This window comes from Blautia sp. MCC269, assembly GCF_018785655.1.
Classification (GTDB): Bacteria; Bacillota; Clostridia; order Lachnospirales; family Lachnospiraceae; genus Blautia_A.
In genome coordinates, this window is the sequence record NZ_WQQE01000082.1 from 45,376 (window position 1) to 62,842 (window position 17,467).

The following is a 17,467-nucleotide window of genomic DNA, read 5'->3' on the forward strand; positions in this document are numbered from 1 at the left end:
TTTTCTGATCAGTATGTGAGCATCTTTCGAAGTCTTAAAAGACTCAGCCTTCTTCTTGTATACGGTGCAAGCAAAAGACTCTCTTCGATCACCTCGCCTGGCAGTCCGATATCCCGGACTCTACTTACACATCCGGCTGTATTCATCATCTCCTGCATATCTGTAACTGCCGGAAGCGCGTCAATGATCTTAAGGATCCGGGGAAGCGCATCGGAAAGTTCTCTCGTGCTCACATCATCCAGAGGTTCCGGAGTGTTTTCTTTTTCGAGTGCTCCGAGAATCCCTTTTTTTCCAAAAGTCTCCTTAAGGAGTTCCTGGTCTTCCTCTGTACAGGTATGGACTTTGCAGGTTCCTCTTCGGATGGCATCCGCAATTTTCTTGTACTCCAGAAGTACCAGCATGGTTCCCCCGGAAACTTTTTCACCGTGGAGCGCATCCAGATGCCCGTTCACAACTTCCATATCCCAGAGATGTACCAGATGATGTTCTGCTCCGGATGCAGGTCTGGAACTCCCGGTCATCTGCATGGCAAGCCCTGACAGCACCAGGGCGTACATCAGCTTCTCACATGCTTCTTCTTCGCCAGCCGCAATCTCCTTCAGATTATCCTTCACAGTCCGGACAGCTCTTGTTTCCAGATTTACCACCTCTGCACAGTAATACTCTTCCGAAAGAATACTGGCTATTTTCCAGTCTGCCAGAGCAATATATTTTCCCAGAATATCCGACACACCGGCAGCGGTAAGTCTCTTCGGTGCTTTTGCAAAAATGTCCGTATCCGCAAAAACAAAAAGTGGCGCAGATGCTGCTACTGTCTTTTTCACACCATTCCATGTCATATCTGCTACTGTAGAAGTAAATCCGTCTGAACTGGCTGCGGTGGGCACAGAGACAAAAGGAATCCGGTACTGATGGGCCACAAACCGACTGAGATCATGGATCGTACCTGCGCCTACCGCAAGAACGAGATCAATGTCCTCTTCCATATAATTCTCTACGATTTCCACGGCCCGGTCATCTGCCTCAAGGCCTTCGGCATCCAGGATCAGTACCTGGCACCGGTCGTAGATGTCTTCCATCAGTTCCTCTGTTGCCTTGTAACTGTTTGTGTCACAGATCAGAAGCGGGGAAATATATTCTCTCAGATCTCCGTCTGACATTTCTTCTTCCAGTTTCCCGATGGCTCCTGATTCAATCACAATTTCCTTAACGTCTATGTGGTGCTCCCTCCCGCAGCTGCAAGGTCGGGCAAAATCGTCCGCATCGACTCGCATGTATTTATATCCTCCTGACTTATCTTGATAATTCACAGCGTACGTTTCAATCCGCTGAATGATACAATATTACAGTTTGGTATTATACAGGATTTCTTTTTATTACGCAATGATAGAGTTCAACTTGTTTCATCATATAGCAAAAATCCTTTATTTTCAAGGATTTCCGGTGTTTCTACGCCAAACAATGTTTCGTCTGGTTGCGTCTATTTTCTTTTGTTTGTCACAAAAATTATCATAATAAAAAGCCACGCCCAATAAAGGGAATGGCTCTGATTATTACATTACATTTTCAAGCTTTTTCATTTCATTCTGTACTCTTGCAGCATCTACATGATTGTATATGTTCATTGTAATGCTTATGTCACTATGTCCCATGATCATTTGTAAAACTTTGATATCTAGACCAGCTTCTGCACATCTGGTGCAAAACGTATGTCTCAGCATATGTGGATGTGTCAAGTATAGGACAAAAAAAATTTTATTTTTTTCTGCCGAAGACTATCTGACGCTTCCATCAGGTAGTCCCAGCACCTTTATTATCTTTTGATAAGTCATTCTTGTCCTGCTCAAGTTATCTCTGTTCTGAAAAAATATCGTCAAAATTCCATTCGATTTCAATTTCATCCTGACTATGAACACGGATCACCTTGATAACCTCACGCAGCTTCTCTGTATCGAACTTCTGAATTCCCAAGAAATCTTTTAGTTTTATTTTATCAGAAAGTTCATTTTGTTCAAGAAGCTTTTTACTATTCTTCGCATCTTCTATCTTTCGTTTTATTTCATCCAGCTGTACACTTATCTTTTCAGCTCTCTGCTTATACGAATCACGATCTATACGACCATCTTTGTAATCATCATAGAGTTTCATCTTTTCCGAGGTCAACTGTCGGCTCTGTTTTTGCAATTCTGTAGTATTGATCTCTTTGTATTCACATTGTCTTTTGGAAGATACTTTCTTTCCTTTTTTCAACATTGACGCTGCATACTGACGGACAAGCCCAAGGATATTCTCCTCCATCGGTTCCCTACGAATCACCAGACTTCGGCACACAGGATCACCATTGGTTCTGGCATCTGAACATTTCAGCAGATGCTCTGTTTCTTTTAACAGAGAATGCCCACAGTTGGCACATATCAGCAAGGCCGGCTGTTTTTTACGTCTTTCCAGAGTAAAATTGGTGCGTGATTCTGCAACACTTCTCTTCTTTTTCGGATGCATTTCATTTGCTTTTTCAAACAATTCCCTGTCTATAATTGCCGTATGATGATTTTCCAGGCGAACCCATTCTGTTTCATCATTCAGAACTGCTTTATGGCCCGTATGCATACTGCAACGTGTTTTGCCCCAGATTCTGGTTCCAATATAAATCTCATCCCGGACGATTGCCGATACTGTCGTAGGGCTCCAGTGTTTCTTTTTGATCGTGTCAAACCTCTGGAACTGCACCTGATCCCCTCTTGATAATTTCTGCTCATCACAAGTAGCAATCGCCTGTCTGTTCAATTCCCTTGTAATATCTGCAAAACTTGTTCCCTCCGCTGCCATCTGAAAAATCATTTTCACGACTTTTGCAGCCTCCGGATCAACTTCCAGCCTTCCATCTTTTCCTTTTTTATAGCCATATCTGGCATTTACCGGAAGACGTGTACCATTTTTTGTTCTCGTCTGCATTGCTGATGAAATTTTCTTGGACAAATCCAGGCTATACATATTGTATACCAGATTCTGCAATGCCACATTCATTCCACCAGTCATTCCGCTGCTTGCTGCACTGTCATAGCTGTCATTAATCGAAATAAATCGAATCTGCAGAAGTGGAAAAATATATTCAATATAAAATCCAACTTCCAGATAGTCTCTTCCGAATCTGGAAAAGTCTTTTACAACTACACAGCCGATTTCTCCACTTTTCATGTCATCCTGCAGCTGTTGAAATCCCTGCCGTTTAAAATGAGTACCGCTGACACCATCATCCACATATTCCAGGATATCTGCCTCATCTACACCCAGCTGATCAATCACAAATGATTTTAACAGAATTCTCTGAGAAGTTACACTGTCGCTCTCTTTTTTAGCTCTGCCATCTACATTGTCATCTTCTGCGGATAAACGGATGTAAACAGCTGTTTTTCTATGATCTGTCATCTTGACTGCGCCTCCTTCTCTTTCTTTAATTTCTGTAAATCTGCAAACTGATCGTCATATACCAGCTTGATCTCATAATCATACTTACCATGGATAATAATTGAATCCACAAAGGCATCTGCCATTTCTTTTGTCAGCTTACGCTTTGACATATAAGTATGTATCACTTTTCCCCATCCTTCCTCGATATGATAATCCTTGGAATACCGTACCTGTGCCGCCAATACTACATCCAGGCGGTTCTTGATGTTTTCTATTTCATTGGAATAGATACGGGAAAACTGCATGTATTCTTCTTCTGTAATCAGACGTTCCGAATAATCCTCATATAAATCAGATTTACGCTTGCTGATCCTGCTCAACTCCCGCCGAAGTTTCCCCACTTCCTTATCCAGAAGCAAATACTGTGTCTGGTTTCTGGAAGCAGAATTCATTTCACGGATCAGTTTCTCTGTATCCAATACGGCTTTCATATGTGACTGGATCAGGCGAAGGACGTCTTCATCCACGTATTCTTTTTTGACTCTGTGCCCCTTACACTGATTTCCTCCGGATTTATGGTTCGCATCTGCACCACAGATATAATAAAATGTCCCTGTTTTTTCTCTGGACAACACCATGCGGTTCCCACAACCCCCACACCTGATCTTGCCGGTATAGAAATTATGATTCCGAATGGCTCCATTATTCAGCTGATGCTTCTTTTTGTATGCTTCCGTAAATTCCCGGATTTTTTCCTGTACCTGCCGGAACAGTTCTTTATCAATAATTCCTTCGTGGGTATTCTCAGCATAGAGCCACTCACTCTCCGGTAGATTTCTCTGCTTGTTTCCTTGAAAAACACTCTGCTGATATTTTCCATATACAGAATCTCCGGTACAATGGACATCCTGAAGTACACGTTTCACTTCATAATTATTCCAAGGTTTGGATTCCGGTGAAGGCTTTTCGCCTGTTTTATAATATTCCCTCTGCAAAGTCGGGGAAAGGATACCATCTGTATTCAGTCTTTTTGCAATATCGCTGTAGCTGCATCCATCCATATACATAGTAAAAATTTCTCGTAAATGTCCGGCAGCCTCCTCGTCAACTACCAGCTGGTGTCTGTCCTGTTCTGATTTCCTGTATCCATAAGGTTCCCATGCACCAGTAAATTTTCCTTCTTTCCACAGGGCTTTTTTGGCACTGCTGCTCTTTTTTGCAAGGTCTTTGGAATAAAACTCATTGATGATATTTTTTAAGGGAACTGTCAGATCCACTCCCTCACGGAAAGAATCAAAGTCATCCGTCACAGCAAGAAACCGCACATGAAAAAACGGAAATACACGCTCAATATAATTACTTGTCTCTACATAATTCCTTCCAAGTCTGGATAGATCCTTTACAATCACACAGTTAATTTTTCCATGCTTGATATCTTCCATCATCTGCGTAAAACCAGGACGGTCGAAATTTGTACCAGAATAATCAGAATCCTTATATATTTCTGCAACTGCGATGTCTTCCGTATCTGCCACAAAGTTTTTCATCAGTTCCACCTGGGTTTCTATCGTTCCTCTTTCTAAGGTTTCTTCTGTTTCCATTGAAATTCTGGCATACAATCCTGCCCGGAACGGTCTGCTCACCTCTGTCTGGACGGTTGCACTGCTGACTACTTCCGGAATGTTTTTCCTGCTCTTTCGTGCCATTTTATACAACCTCCTTTACATTGACCTGCAGATTGTTATCATCATCTATTACCATATCAACTCCCATAGCAGGTAATTGATTCAGCAATGTCTGATAACAATCATCAAAATCAAAAGTGATCTCTATATTCTTTTTATCATATACTCTGATTTGCCTGATCAGTTCTACCACCACAGTGCGGGACAGTTCTTCAATATCCTGATATTTCACAAAATAATCCAGCCAGGTATTGGCTTTGTCTGCTTTTTCCAGCTCGTTATCCATTTCTTTCTGGATCGCACGGATACTCTCTTCCGCATTTCTAAGCCGCTTTCCATATGCTGCATGAAGCTCTACATAGTCTTCTTTTGATACAATGCCCTCTTTCATATCCGAATAGAGCATCATCCGTAACTCCTTACAGCGTTCTTTCTCCTGCTTTTTCTTCTCCAGCCTGTCCTGCAGCTTTTTCATATTGATCTCCTGAAATGGCACAGTACCGATAAATTCCAGGACTCTTTTCAGGTGCAGGATATTCTGGATATGCTGTTTCAACATCACTAATACGGCATCTTCCAGATCCTTTTCCGGTATTCTATGACTGGAACAGCGTTTTGTTTCTTTATTTGTGGAACATAGATAATAAGCATATTTTTTTCCTGCCACAGTAGAAACCTTTCTTGTCATAGGTGCTCCACAATCCGCACATACAGCAATTCCGGATAACAGATATACCTGCTTTTGGTCAGGTGAAGTACGTGTATCCATGCCAAGAAGCCTCTGAACAATTTCAAAATCACGGTCACTCACCAGAGGTTCATGATTTTTCTCAATCCGGATCCAGTCATCTTCCGGTTTCACATAAGTCTGCTTCACTTTATGGTTTGGAGTTGTCCTTTTTCCCTGTACAAGGTTTCCGATATAAACCTCGTTTTCCAGTATCCTGCGGACCGTAACGGAACTCCAAAGTGCCTGTTCTTTCTGCCGGAAACCTGTTTCATAACGACTGCCGCTGCTTATTTTATACTCAAATGGGGAAAGAATACCCAGTTCATTTAAACGATTAGCGATCGCATCCTGACTCATTCCCTGCAGCTTCATCTTAAAAATATCCTGTACTACACCGCCCGCCGATGGATCAATCTCTAATTTATGCTTATCTGTCTTTGTCTTCCTGTATCCAAATGCTACAAACGGAGTCACGCACTCGCCTTTTTTCCTCTTAATCTCAAGATTACTCCTGATCTTAATAGAAATATCACGACAATAAGCATCGTTGATTAAATTTTTAAATGGGATAATGATTTCGTCTGCCTGATTCTTTCCCTTAAGACTGTCATAATTATCATTGATGGCAATAAAACGCACACCAAGAGCCGGGAATAATCTCTCGATATACTTCCCGGAATCAATATATTCCCTTCCAAATCGTGATAAATCTTTTACCACTACGCAGTCTACAATCCCATGCCGGATATCTTCCAGCATTGCCTGGAATGCAGGGCGCTCAAAATTAGAGCCTGAGTAGCCATCATCAACTCGGACTGAAACAACTTCAATATCTTTTTTGTCTTTCAGGAAATCCAGAATCAAAGCTTTCTGGTTAGAAATGCTGTTACTTTCCAGTTTTGCTGAACTGGAAATATCGCCATCTTCTTTAGATAATCTGACATAGATGGCGGCATGATAGATTTTGTTGATATTCTGATACATATCTTACCTCCTTTTATTACGTCAGAAAATCCATGTAATAAAAGGGGGCTGCATAATTTGTCCTTACCGACATTCTAACACAGTCCCCTCAATTTTACCAGTACTTTTTCAGACACTCAGAAGCATATTCTCAAATGCCTGCTCCATAGATATACCGTTATTTGCAAATCTGACTTTTACTTTCATATTACCGATCCGGACCAGATAAGGATTTCCTACTTTATTCAGAAAAATATCTCTCCGTTCCTGAAGCGATTTATTTCTGTCTGTTTTTATCATCCGTAGATCAGTCATTTCATTGATATCCACATCACTGAAATCCTGATCCAGATAATTTCTATATTCCTCTGCTGTCATGCCCTTCTCCTTCCATTCCCATCTGAATCCGTACTGCTTTCAGTACCCGATCCAGGCTCCACTTATTTACTCTTCCGCATTTCTCAATAATACATTTTGTAGAAATACTCATAACCTGTTCAGCCAATGCCAGGCTTCCTTTTCGGATCCCTGTCATATCGTACTTACTGATAAATACATGTGTTGGCAAATACCGCTTCTTATATATTCTTGACGTCAGCGGAACTACTGTAATGACTGAACTGTATGTATTAGCTTTGTTGTTACTTATTACGATCACCGGTCTTACTCCACCCTGAACCGAAGTTGTCGGAAACATACCGAGATCCGCCCATAAGATATCTCCTCTTCGAATCGTCACTTGTCATCTCTCCAATCTTTTTTTATTTGTAAAGCATCCCTAGCGCTATATTGGCTCCACAGGAATACGGCAGAGTTCCTTTCCAAGATGGAAAGCTCTGCCGCATAACCTCTATAACCAATTTGATTATTAAACAGTGCTCGCTCGATTCTATTTATCCTCGATACCCCGAATCGTTACTCCTGCATCTGCAGGAAGGGAATAATAACCTGTCCGAATGCTATACTCCGGACCACAACCCAAAAACTCTCGTTTCCAGGCTCTGGCAGTTCATAGGTTTACCAATTACAGACTTCTCAGGGTCTGCAAGTGTATCGCATCTCACACATGTCATCGCATCACCAGCCTGCCGACTGGCTTTGGTCAGTGCTTTTTCGCAGCATTATTAGCTCTAAAAATGTTTTTACGTCTTATAATCCTATAGCGGCATCTTCCTCGTGCTCACTGTATGAAATGTCACGTCAGTTATTATTGGATATTCAGTTATCACGGTGCGTTTTAGGGAGTCCTTAAAGCTCCTCTAATTACTAAAGTCAAATGACTTCGGAAGATGCAAAAGATTTTGAAAAATTTTTTAAAAAAATTTATTCATATACATTTCACGCATCTTATTAAGAATGGATTTCAGCTTGTATGACAGCATCTGTCTGGAAATTCCCATAATCTCTGCCATCTGTGTCTGTGTCTTGTTTTCAAAGAAAATACCGTAAATAATCATGCGTTCCTCGGAGTTCAGCTGATTGATCACTTTGTGGATATCCTGCTGTTCCATTTTTGTCAGCACACTATGCTCCACATCACAATTCAGATCCGGAAAATCCTCTATCATAAAGCCTTCTCCATCAATGGACTGACCACTGTAAGGTACTTCCCTCAACATCTTGTCCACGACCTCTCCCAATTCGTTTTTGATTTCTACCTTTTTTGCCTTGCTGCTTCTATAAAAATTGTTCATCGCATACGCAACCTCTTTTGTAATCTCAATCATTTCTCCATCAATATTTGCGTAGTACTTTCCTTCATAAAAATATGGGTGTTCAATATACATATCCGTTCCTCCTGAATTTGAAATCTTGTTGCTCGTTTCAAATCCAGAAGGCGGACCTCTGTTTAGGATCATGCCTGCTCCACCTTTATCCTGCAGGGACATACCCGCAGTTATTGGCTGAGAAATTCAGGCACGAAAAAAAGCCCCAGTAGTTTTTTCTTAACTACTGAGGCTTTCGTCTCTTATCTAATATTCAGTTATCTATGCCTTCTTTCTTCAGCATAATCATTGTATCAGGATAAAGTTCACAAAGTATCCGCAATACATCCCTGTAAGTTCATACCATAACAGGAATCGTACATATTTCGGTGTAAAAAGTTCACCGTGTTATTCTTCTACATTTTTTCCATCTATATATAGTTGAAATTTATCAGGATTATTGACAACATCATACTCCTTTCCATATTCTACAGGTCTGTATTCGGCTGTCATTACCGATTCCCCATCTTCAATATCCTCTTTCCATAAATAGATGTTCATATCAAGACTCGTCGCATATCCCCTGTCTGTGGAGAATTTTGTCGAATGAAAAGAATTCTCCTTGTACATCTGCAAAAGTTCTCTTGCAAACGCTTCTCTATCCTCAATATTTTCCCGGTTAGCTACTACGGTTAGATTTTCATCCTGATTTATGGAAAATGTTCCTACTACATCAGGTTCACCTTCCTTATGACCAGATTCAGGTTTCCCATAAATACTTCCTGTAGCAATTATCAAGATGACTGCTCCTGAGATTACTGCAATTATCTTTCTTTTCATATTTTCATTAATTTCCTTTTAATTGTTTTACTGCGTAATTGATTACTTCTTCCGGTGTGGGTCTGTCTCCTTTAAGTGTCATTTTCTTCCATTCTTCCTGCACATCCGGATCAGGATTATCAAATCCTGCATCTATGGCTATCTGCATTTCTCTGCATACCTCTTCTGGTGTTGTGTTGTACTTTTTTGCAATTTTCTCATAAATAGTTTTCTCTCTCATTCATTTTCCTCCAATATATAAGTAGAATTACACATTGTTCTATAGAACTAATTTAGCATATTTCTATTATCATGAAAAGACACTTTACAATTTAAAGCGGAATAAAAAGTCAAAAAAAAGAAGAGCTACTTGCTCTTCCCATTTTGTCATATTACTCTTCCAATAATGTATGAATTACTTTGATAATTTTTTTCTGCTCTTTGATCGGAAGTTTTTCTATTTTCTCTGCCAGCTCATTGGTAACACCTGTAACTGAATGTGCCACAACATCAATCAAAAGAGTATCTGCAGAAACATCTAATGCATTTGCAATTGCAACAAAGGTATCCAATTTTGTAACTTTCAAGCCTCTCTCTATTACACTCACATGCGTCGGACTTAAATGTACTAATGCAGCCAGTTCCTCTTGCGTGAGATTTTTTGCTTCTCGTGCTGATTTGATTCGCTGTCCTACTGCTTTCAAATCCATCGTAACACCTCCTCCAGAACGAATAATCGTTCTGAATTTAGTATACTTGTGAATATCTTAAATATACAGAATCGCAAAACCAAGTTCTAATTCTATAGAACTATATTTCAAGATTTTCTTTGCATATTCGTAAAAAAGCGTTATGATAGAATCAGTTAAATCAAAGGAGGTATCAAATCATGAAATCGCATAAATACTGGTCCCTCGGAGCACTTTTCTGTATGTTGGGATGCATTTATTCTGGAATCAGAAAATCTATGACTGCACATAAATATTTTGCCTATTCTTCATTGCTTTGTATGGGCATGTCCATTTATTCCGGTCACAAACTGGTTTCTCCAAAGAAGAAAAAAATCACTGAATCAAATAATAGTGAGAATAGTTAAACAAAAAACTGACCTTTATTCATCAAAAACGAAGTTGCTGGAGAGTATTTTTCTCCAGCAGCACTTTCTTCATCTTTAAGCCATTGAAACACAATACTGTCCAATCAGCTTCGTCCAACTATTATATTTATTCTTTTCACACACCTTTCGGCAAATTTCATTTTCCATCAGTACACAGAACATCTTATCATAATCAAATGCCCAGACAGCACCATTCACATGGTTTTCCACTGCTTTCTGATCTATGTGCTTTAAGCGTGTGACCATTTTTTCAATTTCTCCATTTCCCAAGTTACCGATATTTTTACAGATAAACCGAAAGAAATTCAACGTTGCATATTCGTCATGCCAATGGAATTCTTCTGGATTGTTTTTAATTTTACTGGCTCGCTGCTGTTCTTTGATTATCTGATCAGCTACACCCTTCATCGAATCTTCGTATCTCATATTATTCACCTACTCTTCCTCAACGCCCAGTGATGGTTTAAATCTTTTATCTTTTGCCTGCGGTACCACTATCTCATAAAAATAAAATCCTAAATATCCAAGTGCCTGCTTCTTCATTTTATAAAAAGAAGTCCTGCCTACGCCTAACTCCTGCTGTACTTCCACATCTGTCTTATTATAATGACTGCAAAAGCAGGAATGAAGAATCTCACTGAGCATCACACCATTCGGTGCATAGAACTTTACCAGTGTCATTCCACGATAGATCATATCTGACAAGCCGTAAATAATCATCAGGTTATTCATTTCCCGGTGCATCTTTGGCACATTCAGCTGATTGTTATAAATGCTCAGATAACTCAACGCATATGCCATATCTTCATTGATTTTCTCCTGGCACTCCATATCCAATTCTTCTAACACAATCTGATTTTCCAAAATCAATTTCTGGTAGCTTGTCATCAGTTCCTTGATATCTGTATAATGTCTCTCCATCGTTACTTCCAGATAATCCTGTGCATGGCTTGCCATCTGGAAGGTAATCTCTTTCATTGATTTAATTGCATAATCTCTGTCTGTCATCAGTTTCAAAATCTCCTTATCATCATCACACTAACTGGCGGTCTTTCAGACCAGTTCGCTTTCCCCATGATTTTGATGGGAAGCAATTACTTACTACAACTTGCAGAAGCGGATATCCAAAAGGCATTGTGGGAGCTGCCTTTGCTGACCGGAATCCATCTTCTTATGTAAAACCTACAGGAATATAAAGGGAAAGTGACTATCCCTGCCGGTTAATAATCCAAATAATATCGTCTATACCAATCTCTCCTTATGCTGTTTTTCTCTCCATAAACCATTTATCCACTTCATAAAACAAATGGCTTTCCTGTCCCTGTATCATACAGGTATACATCATTCCTACACCGCCTGTCTTTCTGCTGGCACATCGCTCAATTTTCAAAATTCTGTCAATGTTATATTTTCTTCCATCTTCCCAGGTGAAAAATATAGGAACCAGTTTTCCGTCTTTCCGAAACTCTGCCACTACATCTACATACACTTTATTCATACCGACACCTCACTATAAGATCTCTATTGCTCTTGGCGATGCCGGAATCCTTCGGATATATCCGTTTTGTTCCAACTGCTTAATTCTGGAAAAAGCAGATGACGTTGATCTTACTCCGATCAGTTTTCCAAATTCCCGAACTGTCGGCGGATATCCATGCTCCTTCGTATAATTCAAAATGCACTGATAGCTTTCTTCCTGTTTTATGGTTAATGTCTGTTTCAAATCTATCCCTCCCATTATCCATGAAAATAACTGTGTGGATGAACTGTATGTGTACCAGCGTCCAAGTGGGATAAGACTTTATCCTGATACATAACTGCTCTCTGTATACTGAAATAACCAAACCGTCGTCTGATCTCATCTACAGTGCGATCCATCTTTTCCAATTTTTCCTGTTTCTCTTGATTACCAAAAAGTTCCAACTGGACGGGAATATCATCCAACACAAGATCTACTGCTCGAATACCAAGGCTTCTGATTGGATGCTCCCATTTATAATAATCCTTAAACAATTGAAATGCTGCTGTAACAATCTCATCTGTTATATTTGTTGGATGATGTAATTGTTTCTGCCTCGAAAAACGAAACAAGCCATTGTCTCGGACCGTAATTTCTATCGTTTTGCATTTAAAACCATGTTTTCTTAATCTTGCTGCAACGCTTTCTGCCAGTGCCATCTGAATGATCCAGACATCCAGATCATCTTCTAAATCTCTTGGAGTTGTGGTACTATTACCAATTGACTTCACCGGAGCTGTATACCCATCTTTGCAAACTGGATCATCGTCCCAGCCATTTGCAAATGACCATAACACAATTCCCATCTTTCCAAAATGGCTTTCTAACATTGCTTCATCACTTTCTGCAAGTTCCCCAATGGTTCGAATCCCCAGCTTCTGAAGTTTCTTCCGAGTCTGTCTTCCAACATAAAGCAGATCCGATGCAGGAAGCTGCCAAATCATACTTTTATAATTCTCCCGGTTAAACTCTGTAATCGCATCTGGCTTTTTGTAATCTGAACCAAGTTTCGCATAAATCTTATTCCAGGAAATTCCAATACTTACCGTTACACCCAGTTCGTATTTAATCCGATGGCTGATTTCTCTTGCAATCGTTATTCCGCTTCCTTTCAGATTTCTACTGTCTGATACATCCAGCCAGGCTTCATCAATCCCATATGGCTCGATCTTGTCCGTATACTCCGAATAGATTTCTCTTGCCATCTGTGAAAATCTCAAATACAAGTCCATCCGTGGTGGCACAAAAATGATTTCCGGACAAATCTGTTTTGCCTGCCATAATGCCATTCCGGTCTTTACACCTTTTCGCTTTGCAATATAATTTGCTGTCAGCACAATTCCATGTCTGGCTTCCGGATCACCGCCAACTGCAAGAGGCATTCCGGCAAATTCCGGGTGATGCAGCATTTCCACACTTGCATAAAATGAATTCATGTCGCTATGAAGAATTGTCCTGTCTCCCATTAACTCCACCACCTTCTCTCTGTTTGGTTTATTGTCTTATCAATTTCTGTATGCTTAGTATATATCTCCGTATTGGAGATAGTCAAGCGACATCTTGGTCGTATTATCTCCTTTTCGGAGATTTTTCTTGATTTTTGATTTTATTCGGGTTATAATGCATATAGAAAAATCAAAAAGAAATGAGGCGAACATATGCGTGCTTTCGGAGAAGTATTAGTAGAAAACAGAAAAAGGAAAGGCTACTCCCAGGCGGATCTGGTGGACTTACTTGCTCAGGAAGGAATTGAAGTTACTACGAAAGCAGTCTCCAAATGGGAGAATCTAACAAGAGAACCCTCCTTACACACAATCCTGACAGTTTGTCAGATTTTAGATATTGAAGATATATACGAAGAATTTTTAGGTGAAAATCCATTTGATCATGTCATGGAAAATTTGAATGAAGACGGCAAAGCTAAGATTATTGAATTTGCCAATCTTCTGCGGGCGTCCAGAAAGTATCTTCCGCATAGAGCCGATATCATTCCATTTGAAAATTATCAGCCGATTGCAGTAGAGCCAGCTTCTGCCGGTACTGGAAATTATATTGAAGACAGTGTAAAAGAAAGTTACAATGTCGGTCATCTCGCACCTGAAAAGACGGATTTTGGAATCCGTATATCTGGTGACAGTATGGAACCAATGTATCATACCGGAGATGTTGCATGGGTTCATAAACAAGACAGTATCTCCAACGGTGAAATCGGTATCTTCTATCTCAATGGCAATACCTATATCAAAGAGCTACATGACGGTCCGGATGGAGTTTATCTGGTTTCATTGAATGAAAAGTATCATCCAATCCAGATTTATGAATCTGATTCTTTTAAAATCTTTGGGAAAGTAATCGGAAAATGCAAAGGAGCAGAAATCCCTGGTTTTCATTAAAGATCAACTGCAGACTTCTAGCCTGCTCTTGCTGAAAATAATAAAGGAAGTGATAAAATGGCAATTAACAACACACTTAAAGATATCCGTGAAGAACGAAATCTCGTTCAGGCAGATCTTGCAAAAGCTGTCGGATCTTGCAGTGATACTATCGGACGCATTGAGCGTGGTGAGCGAAATGCCTCTCTCGAAATTGCAATCCGTCTGGCACATTATCTGAAAATGCCAGTAGAAGAGATTTTTCAAATTGAAGACTGAACCGCAAATATCAGAAAACCGAGGACTGTTCCCCGGTTTTTCTTTTTCGCTAAACTATTTAGAGTCCTTTTACAAACTCAACTGCATTTTTTATATCTTTTCCATCTGGATGTCCTTTTGCTATACCACCCACCAGTTTAAATGGGCCAAATGTGTCATAGCCCTTGCATCCGAATTTTCCGATTGCTGTAGAATGCTTCTTGCCCAAAATCTGCTCTATGGATTTATAATTCGCACTTCCACCATAAGTACAGATCAGAAATACCCCTTTGTCGTCCGGTAGATTCTTCTCTGCAAATCCCAATATCGACTGATGAAATTTTGAAAAATAGATTCCTGATGCAAACCCAATCGTATCATAACTGCTCAGATCTGCATCTGGCTGTTTTACAGCATCAATCAAATCAACCTGACACTCTTCTGCAATGCTCTTTACTAATTTCTCTGTGTTTCCATGATGCACAGATGAATATACAATTACCTTTCTCATCATTCTTCCTTTCCTCTATTCCCATCAATCATATCATAGCTCATATCCAAAAAATCTAATGTCTTTGCTTCACTTACTGAACCATCCAGTAAAATTGTGATCCAGTGCTGTTTGTTCATATGGTATCCTGGCAAAAATCCAAAGGTCTGAATAATCATACTTGTCATTTCCGGATCACATTTTACATCCATAATATCGACAAATTCATTTCCTTCTAATCCTAGTTTGCATTTTTCAACGCTCATGACCACAGCATACCATTTTCCATTCTTATGTCGCAACACAGCATTATCTGGTGATTGTGCCCATAAATACTCCGGCATCGTACCATACTGTTTCTTCACATATTCAAAAATTTCTTCTTTCTTCACAATCTATTCAACTCCTGATTCTCCTGATATCCTGCCCATAATCATACCATATTTTCACTTCCCGTGCTACCTGCCAAATTCTTTTGCATTTTCCCGGTTCTCCTGACTTTAACTAATAGAGGGGTAAAACAGCAAGGACAGGAAGTGAGGATACACTTCCGGGAAATCCCAATTTAGGGAACCCTGCCCTAAATTGAAAAAAGCTGAAAGCAACGATACTACTACCTTCTCAGAAAGGAGAACACGCCAATGGCTGAAAGAAAGAGAAGCAAAGAAATCCATTTCTATGTCACAGAAGAAGAACGGAAGCTTATCCGCAGAAAGATGATTGAATCAAAGACCAAAAACATGGGAGCTTATCTTCGTAAAATGGCAATCGACGGTTACATCGTCAACACCGATACTACTCCACTGAAGAAACAGTATGAGGAAATGCATAAGATTGGTGTGAATATTAATCAGATTGCGAAAAAAGTAAACAGCACCGGAGATCTATATCCGGAAGAAATGCAAGAATTGAAAGAGATGGTGAAAGAATTATGGCGTATCTTAAGATCTTCCCCATTAAAGTAACAGACAAGAAAGCTCTGGACTATATTACGAATCCTGATAAGACTGATGAAAAACTGTTAGTTTCCAGTTTTGGCTGTTCCCCGGAAACTGCAGATCTTGAATTTTCTATGACAAGAGAAATGGCAAAAAAGAATGGAATGGACAAAGGTGATAACCTGGCATTTCATCTGATCCAGTCATTTAAACCTGGAGAAGTTGATGCCGAAACTGCCCATCGCTTAGGGCAACAATTTGCAGACGAAGTACTGAAAGGAAAATATGAATACGTGATTAGTACCCTTGTTGACAAAAACCACATTCATAACCACATCATCTTTAATGCAGCAAGTTTTGTTGATCATCACAAATATATTTCCAATAAGCGGAGCTACCATAAAATCTGCCGGATCAGTAATCGTATCTGCCATGAAAATGGACTTGCCACCAGTATGCCAACCGGAGAAAAAGGTAAAAGCTATAAAGAGAACATGGAATACCATCGTGGCACCAGTTGGAAAGCCAAGCTACGTGTTGCAGTTGATAAAGCAATCTGGACTTCCATCAACTATGAGGAATTTCTACAAAAAATGCAGTTAGCCGGATACGAAATCCGCCAAGGAAAGCACCTATCCTTCCGTGCGCCTGAACAGAAAAACTTCACTTATATGAAATCTCTCGGAAGCTATTATTCAGAAGAAAATGTTCGCATTCGCCTGGCTAAAAATCGTAACAAAGTGAAAACTCCGAAGCATCTGTCCAGAGAAGCTCGCCTGTATATCAATATTTCCACTTATGTTACGACCGGCAATCGAGAAGGATTTGAACGATGGGCAAAGCTCAATAATCTGAAAGAGGCAGCCCGCACCTTTAACTATCTTTCCGAAAATAACCTGTTGAATTATGAGGATTTCAAGCAGCATGTATCTGACATTGAAGTTTCTGTGAAAGTTGCCGACCAAAAAATAGCACAAATCAACAGTGAGCTGAGCACACAGAAAGTCATTCAAAAGCACTGTGATTCTTATCGGCTCTGCCGAAAAGTGATTGAAGATTGCAAATCTGCTAAAAATCCAAAAGCTTACCGTACCAAGCATCAGGCAGAATACCAGCTACACGATTCACTAAAAAAAGAGCTTCAGGATCTCGGCGTTACCAAAATCCCAAGCTCTAATAAAATCCAGAAGCAGATTGAAAATCTTGAATCTGAACAGGCTGCTACCGTCCGAGAAAAACAGGAGCTGCAGAAAAAGCAAAAGACACTTGATATCATTCGGCAGAATTTCACATCACTGCTTAATGCTCCAGAGATGCAAGTTCCCGTATCAGGAAAAGAGCTAGCTCTTTAAAAAGAAGAGGTACCTACTTAACGGTGCATTTGAGACTATGAAAAAATCTCTGTAAATAGGATTCTTCTATGATAAGAAAGGGTGAGTAGCTTAAAAACTAGGCTTTTCAC

The 17,467-nt window shown here is 39.9% G+C and carries 23 protein-coding genes; 5 read left to right on the forward strand and 18 right to left on the reverse strand.

Annotation, left to right across the window (positions count from 1 at the left end):
• Positions 1–8: 8 nt before the first annotated feature.
• From GPK88_RS17485 to relB, 11 genes are all read right to left on the reverse strand, one after another.
• Positions 9–1,199: a sn-glycerol-1-phosphate dehydrogenase gene (locus GPK88_RS17485; RefSeq protein ID WP_330626721.1), complete on the reverse strand. Its 1,191-nt coding sequence runs from the start codon at positions 1,197–1,199 to the stop codon at positions 9–11.
• A 354-nt stretch (positions 1,200–1,553) separates the two neighbouring features.
• Positions 1,554–1,721: a tyrosine-type recombinase/integrase gene (locus tag GPK88_RS17490; protein WP_119240358.1), complete on the reverse strand. Its 168-nt coding sequence runs from the start codon at positions 1,719–1,721 to the stop codon at positions 1,554–1,556.
• 127 nt (positions 1,722–1,848) lie between these two features.
• Complete coding sequence (locus tag GPK88_RS17495) at positions 1,849–3,426, reverse strand: recombinase family protein (protein WP_012744257.1); 1,578 nt, start codon at positions 3,424–3,426, stop codon at positions 1,849–1,851.
• The gene (locus GPK88_RS17500) at positions 3,423–5,114 is read right to left on the reverse strand and encodes a recombinase family protein (protein ID WP_012744258.1); all 1,692 of its coding nucleotides are present in this window, start codon (positions 5,112–5,114) and stop codon (positions 3,423–3,425) included. Before GPK88_RS17500 ends, GPK88_RS17495 begins: the two co-directional genes overlap by 4 nt.
• A gap of 1 nt (position 5,115) precedes the next feature.
• Positions 5,116–6,807, reverse strand: coding sequence for a recombinase family protein (locus tag GPK88_RS17505; RefSeq protein ID WP_023922627.1), 1,692 nt, complete (start codon positions 6,805–6,807; stop codon positions 5,116–5,118).
• 108 nt (positions 6,808–6,915) lie between these two features.
• Complete coding sequence (locus GPK88_RS17510) at positions 6,916–7,164, reverse strand: DUF6870 family protein (RefSeq protein ID WP_012744260.1); 249 nt, start codon at positions 7,162–7,164, stop codon at positions 6,916–6,918.
• A complete protein-coding gene (locus GPK88_RS17515) occupies positions 7,145–7,525 on the reverse strand; it encodes a type II toxin-antitoxin system PemK/MazF family toxin (protein ID WP_215708079.1) in 381 nt (126 codons plus the stop codon). Before GPK88_RS17515 ends, GPK88_RS17510 begins: the two co-directional genes overlap by 20 nt.
• A 574-nt stretch (positions 7,526–8,099) precedes the next feature.
• Positions 8,100–8,573, reverse strand: a complete 474-nt coding sequence (locus GPK88_RS17520; RefSeq protein WP_023922628.1) for a sigma-70 family RNA polymerase sigma factor — start codon at positions 8,571–8,573, stop codon at positions 8,100–8,102.
• Between the two features lie 327 nt (positions 8,574–8,900).
• Entirely contained in the window at positions 8,901–9,332 is a 432-nt protein-coding gene (locus tag GPK88_RS17525) for a hypothetical protein (RefSeq protein ID WP_215708080.1), read from the reverse strand.
• Between the two features lie 7 nt (positions 9,333–9,339).
• A complete protein-coding gene (locus GPK88_RS17530; RefSeq protein WP_215708081.1) occupies positions 9,340–9,552 on the reverse strand; it encodes a sporulation initiation factor Spo0A C-terminal domain-containing protein in 213 nt (70 codons plus the stop codon).
• Positions 9,553–9,703: 151 nt separating this feature from the next.
• Positions 9,704–10,021 carry a type II toxin-antitoxin system RelB family anti-toxin gene (gene relB, locus GPK88_RS17535; RefSeq protein ID WP_054335623.1) on the reverse strand — a complete coding sequence of 106 codons (318 nt, stop codon included), beginning with the start codon at positions 10,019–10,021 and terminating at the stop codon, positions 9,704–9,706.
• Between the two features lie 179 nt (positions 10,022–10,200).
• Between relB and GPK88_RS19020 the strand changes: the two genes are divergently transcribed.
• Complete coding sequence (locus tag GPK88_RS19020) at positions 10,201–10,407, forward strand: DUF6219 family protein (protein ID WP_054752894.1); 207 nt, start codon at positions 10,201–10,203, stop codon at positions 10,405–10,407.
• Between the two features lie 75 nt (positions 10,408–10,482).
• Here GPK88_RS19020 and GPK88_RS17540 read toward each other — a convergent pair whose 3' ends face one another.
• The 5 genes from GPK88_RS17540 to dinB all read right to left on the reverse strand — a co-directional run bounded on the left by GPK88_RS17540 (position 10,483) and on the right by dinB (position 13,413).
• Positions 10,483–10,854 carry a hypothetical protein gene (locus GPK88_RS17540; protein WP_054335661.1) on the reverse strand — a complete coding sequence of 124 codons (372 nt, stop codon included), beginning with the start codon at positions 10,852–10,854 and terminating at the stop codon, positions 10,483–10,485.
• Positions 10,855–10,863: 9 nt separating this feature from the next.
• Positions 10,864–11,436, reverse strand: a complete 573-nt coding sequence (locus tag GPK88_RS17545; RefSeq protein WP_054335622.1) for an ArpU family phage packaging/lysis transcriptional regulator — start codon at positions 11,434–11,436, stop codon at positions 10,864–10,866.
• A gap of 250 nt (positions 11,437–11,686) precedes the next feature.
• Positions 11,687–11,926: a hypothetical protein gene (locus GPK88_RS17550; protein WP_215708082.1), complete on the reverse strand. Its 240-nt coding sequence runs from the start codon at positions 11,924–11,926 to the stop codon at positions 11,687–11,689.
• A 12-nt stretch (positions 11,927–11,938) separates the two neighbouring features.
• Entirely contained in the window at positions 11,939–12,151 is a 213-nt protein-coding gene (locus GPK88_RS17555; RefSeq protein ID WP_252197803.1) for a LexA family protein, read from the reverse strand.
• 14 nt (positions 12,152–12,165) lie between these two features.
• A complete protein-coding gene (gene dinB, locus GPK88_RS17560; RefSeq protein WP_117942940.1) occupies positions 12,166–13,413 on the reverse strand; it encodes a DNA polymerase IV in 1,248 nt (415 codons plus the stop codon).
• Positions 13,414–13,605: 192 nt separating this feature from the next.
• Between dinB and GPK88_RS17565 the strand changes: the two genes are divergently transcribed.
• Both GPK88_RS17565 and GPK88_RS17570 read left to right on the forward strand, forming a co-directional pair.
• Positions 13,606–14,340 (forward strand): XRE family transcriptional regulator, encoded by a 735-nt coding sequence (locus tag GPK88_RS17565; RefSeq protein WP_117457278.1) that lies wholly within the window; start codon positions 13,606–13,608, stop codon positions 14,338–14,340.
• Between the two features lie 57 nt (positions 14,341–14,397).
• The gene (locus GPK88_RS17570; protein WP_054335619.1) at positions 14,398–14,598 is read left to right on the forward strand and encodes a helix-turn-helix transcriptional regulator; all 201 of its coding nucleotides are present in this window, start codon (positions 14,398–14,400) and stop codon (positions 14,596–14,598) included.
• 58 nt (positions 14,599–14,656) lie between these two features.
• On the opposite strand, the gene GPK88_RS17575 is transcribed toward GPK88_RS17570, so the two are convergent.
• A complete protein-coding gene (locus tag GPK88_RS17575) occupies positions 14,657–15,088 on the reverse strand; it encodes a flavodoxin family protein (RefSeq protein WP_054335660.1) in 432 nt (143 codons plus the stop codon).
• Positions 15,088–15,459 (reverse strand): MmcQ/YjbR family DNA-binding protein, encoded by a 372-nt coding sequence (locus tag GPK88_RS17580; protein WP_054335618.1) that lies wholly within the window; start codon positions 15,457–15,459, stop codon positions 15,088–15,090. Before GPK88_RS17580 ends, GPK88_RS17575 begins: the two co-directional genes overlap by 1 nt.
• A gap of 249 nt (positions 15,460–15,708) precedes the next feature.
• Between GPK88_RS17580 and GPK88_RS17585 the strand changes: the two genes are divergently transcribed.
• Positions 15,709–16,032: a MobC family plasmid mobilization relaxosome protein gene (locus GPK88_RS17585; protein ID WP_027090211.1), complete on the forward strand. Its 324-nt coding sequence runs from the start codon at positions 15,709–15,711 to the stop codon at positions 16,030–16,032.
• Positions 15,999–17,357 (forward strand): relaxase/mobilization nuclease domain-containing protein, encoded by a 1,359-nt coding sequence (locus tag GPK88_RS17590; RefSeq protein ID WP_215708084.1) that lies wholly within the window; start codon positions 15,999–16,001, stop codon positions 17,355–17,357. Before GPK88_RS17585 ends, GPK88_RS17590 begins: the two co-directional genes overlap by 34 nt.
• Positions 17,358–17,467: the final 110 nt, after the last annotated feature.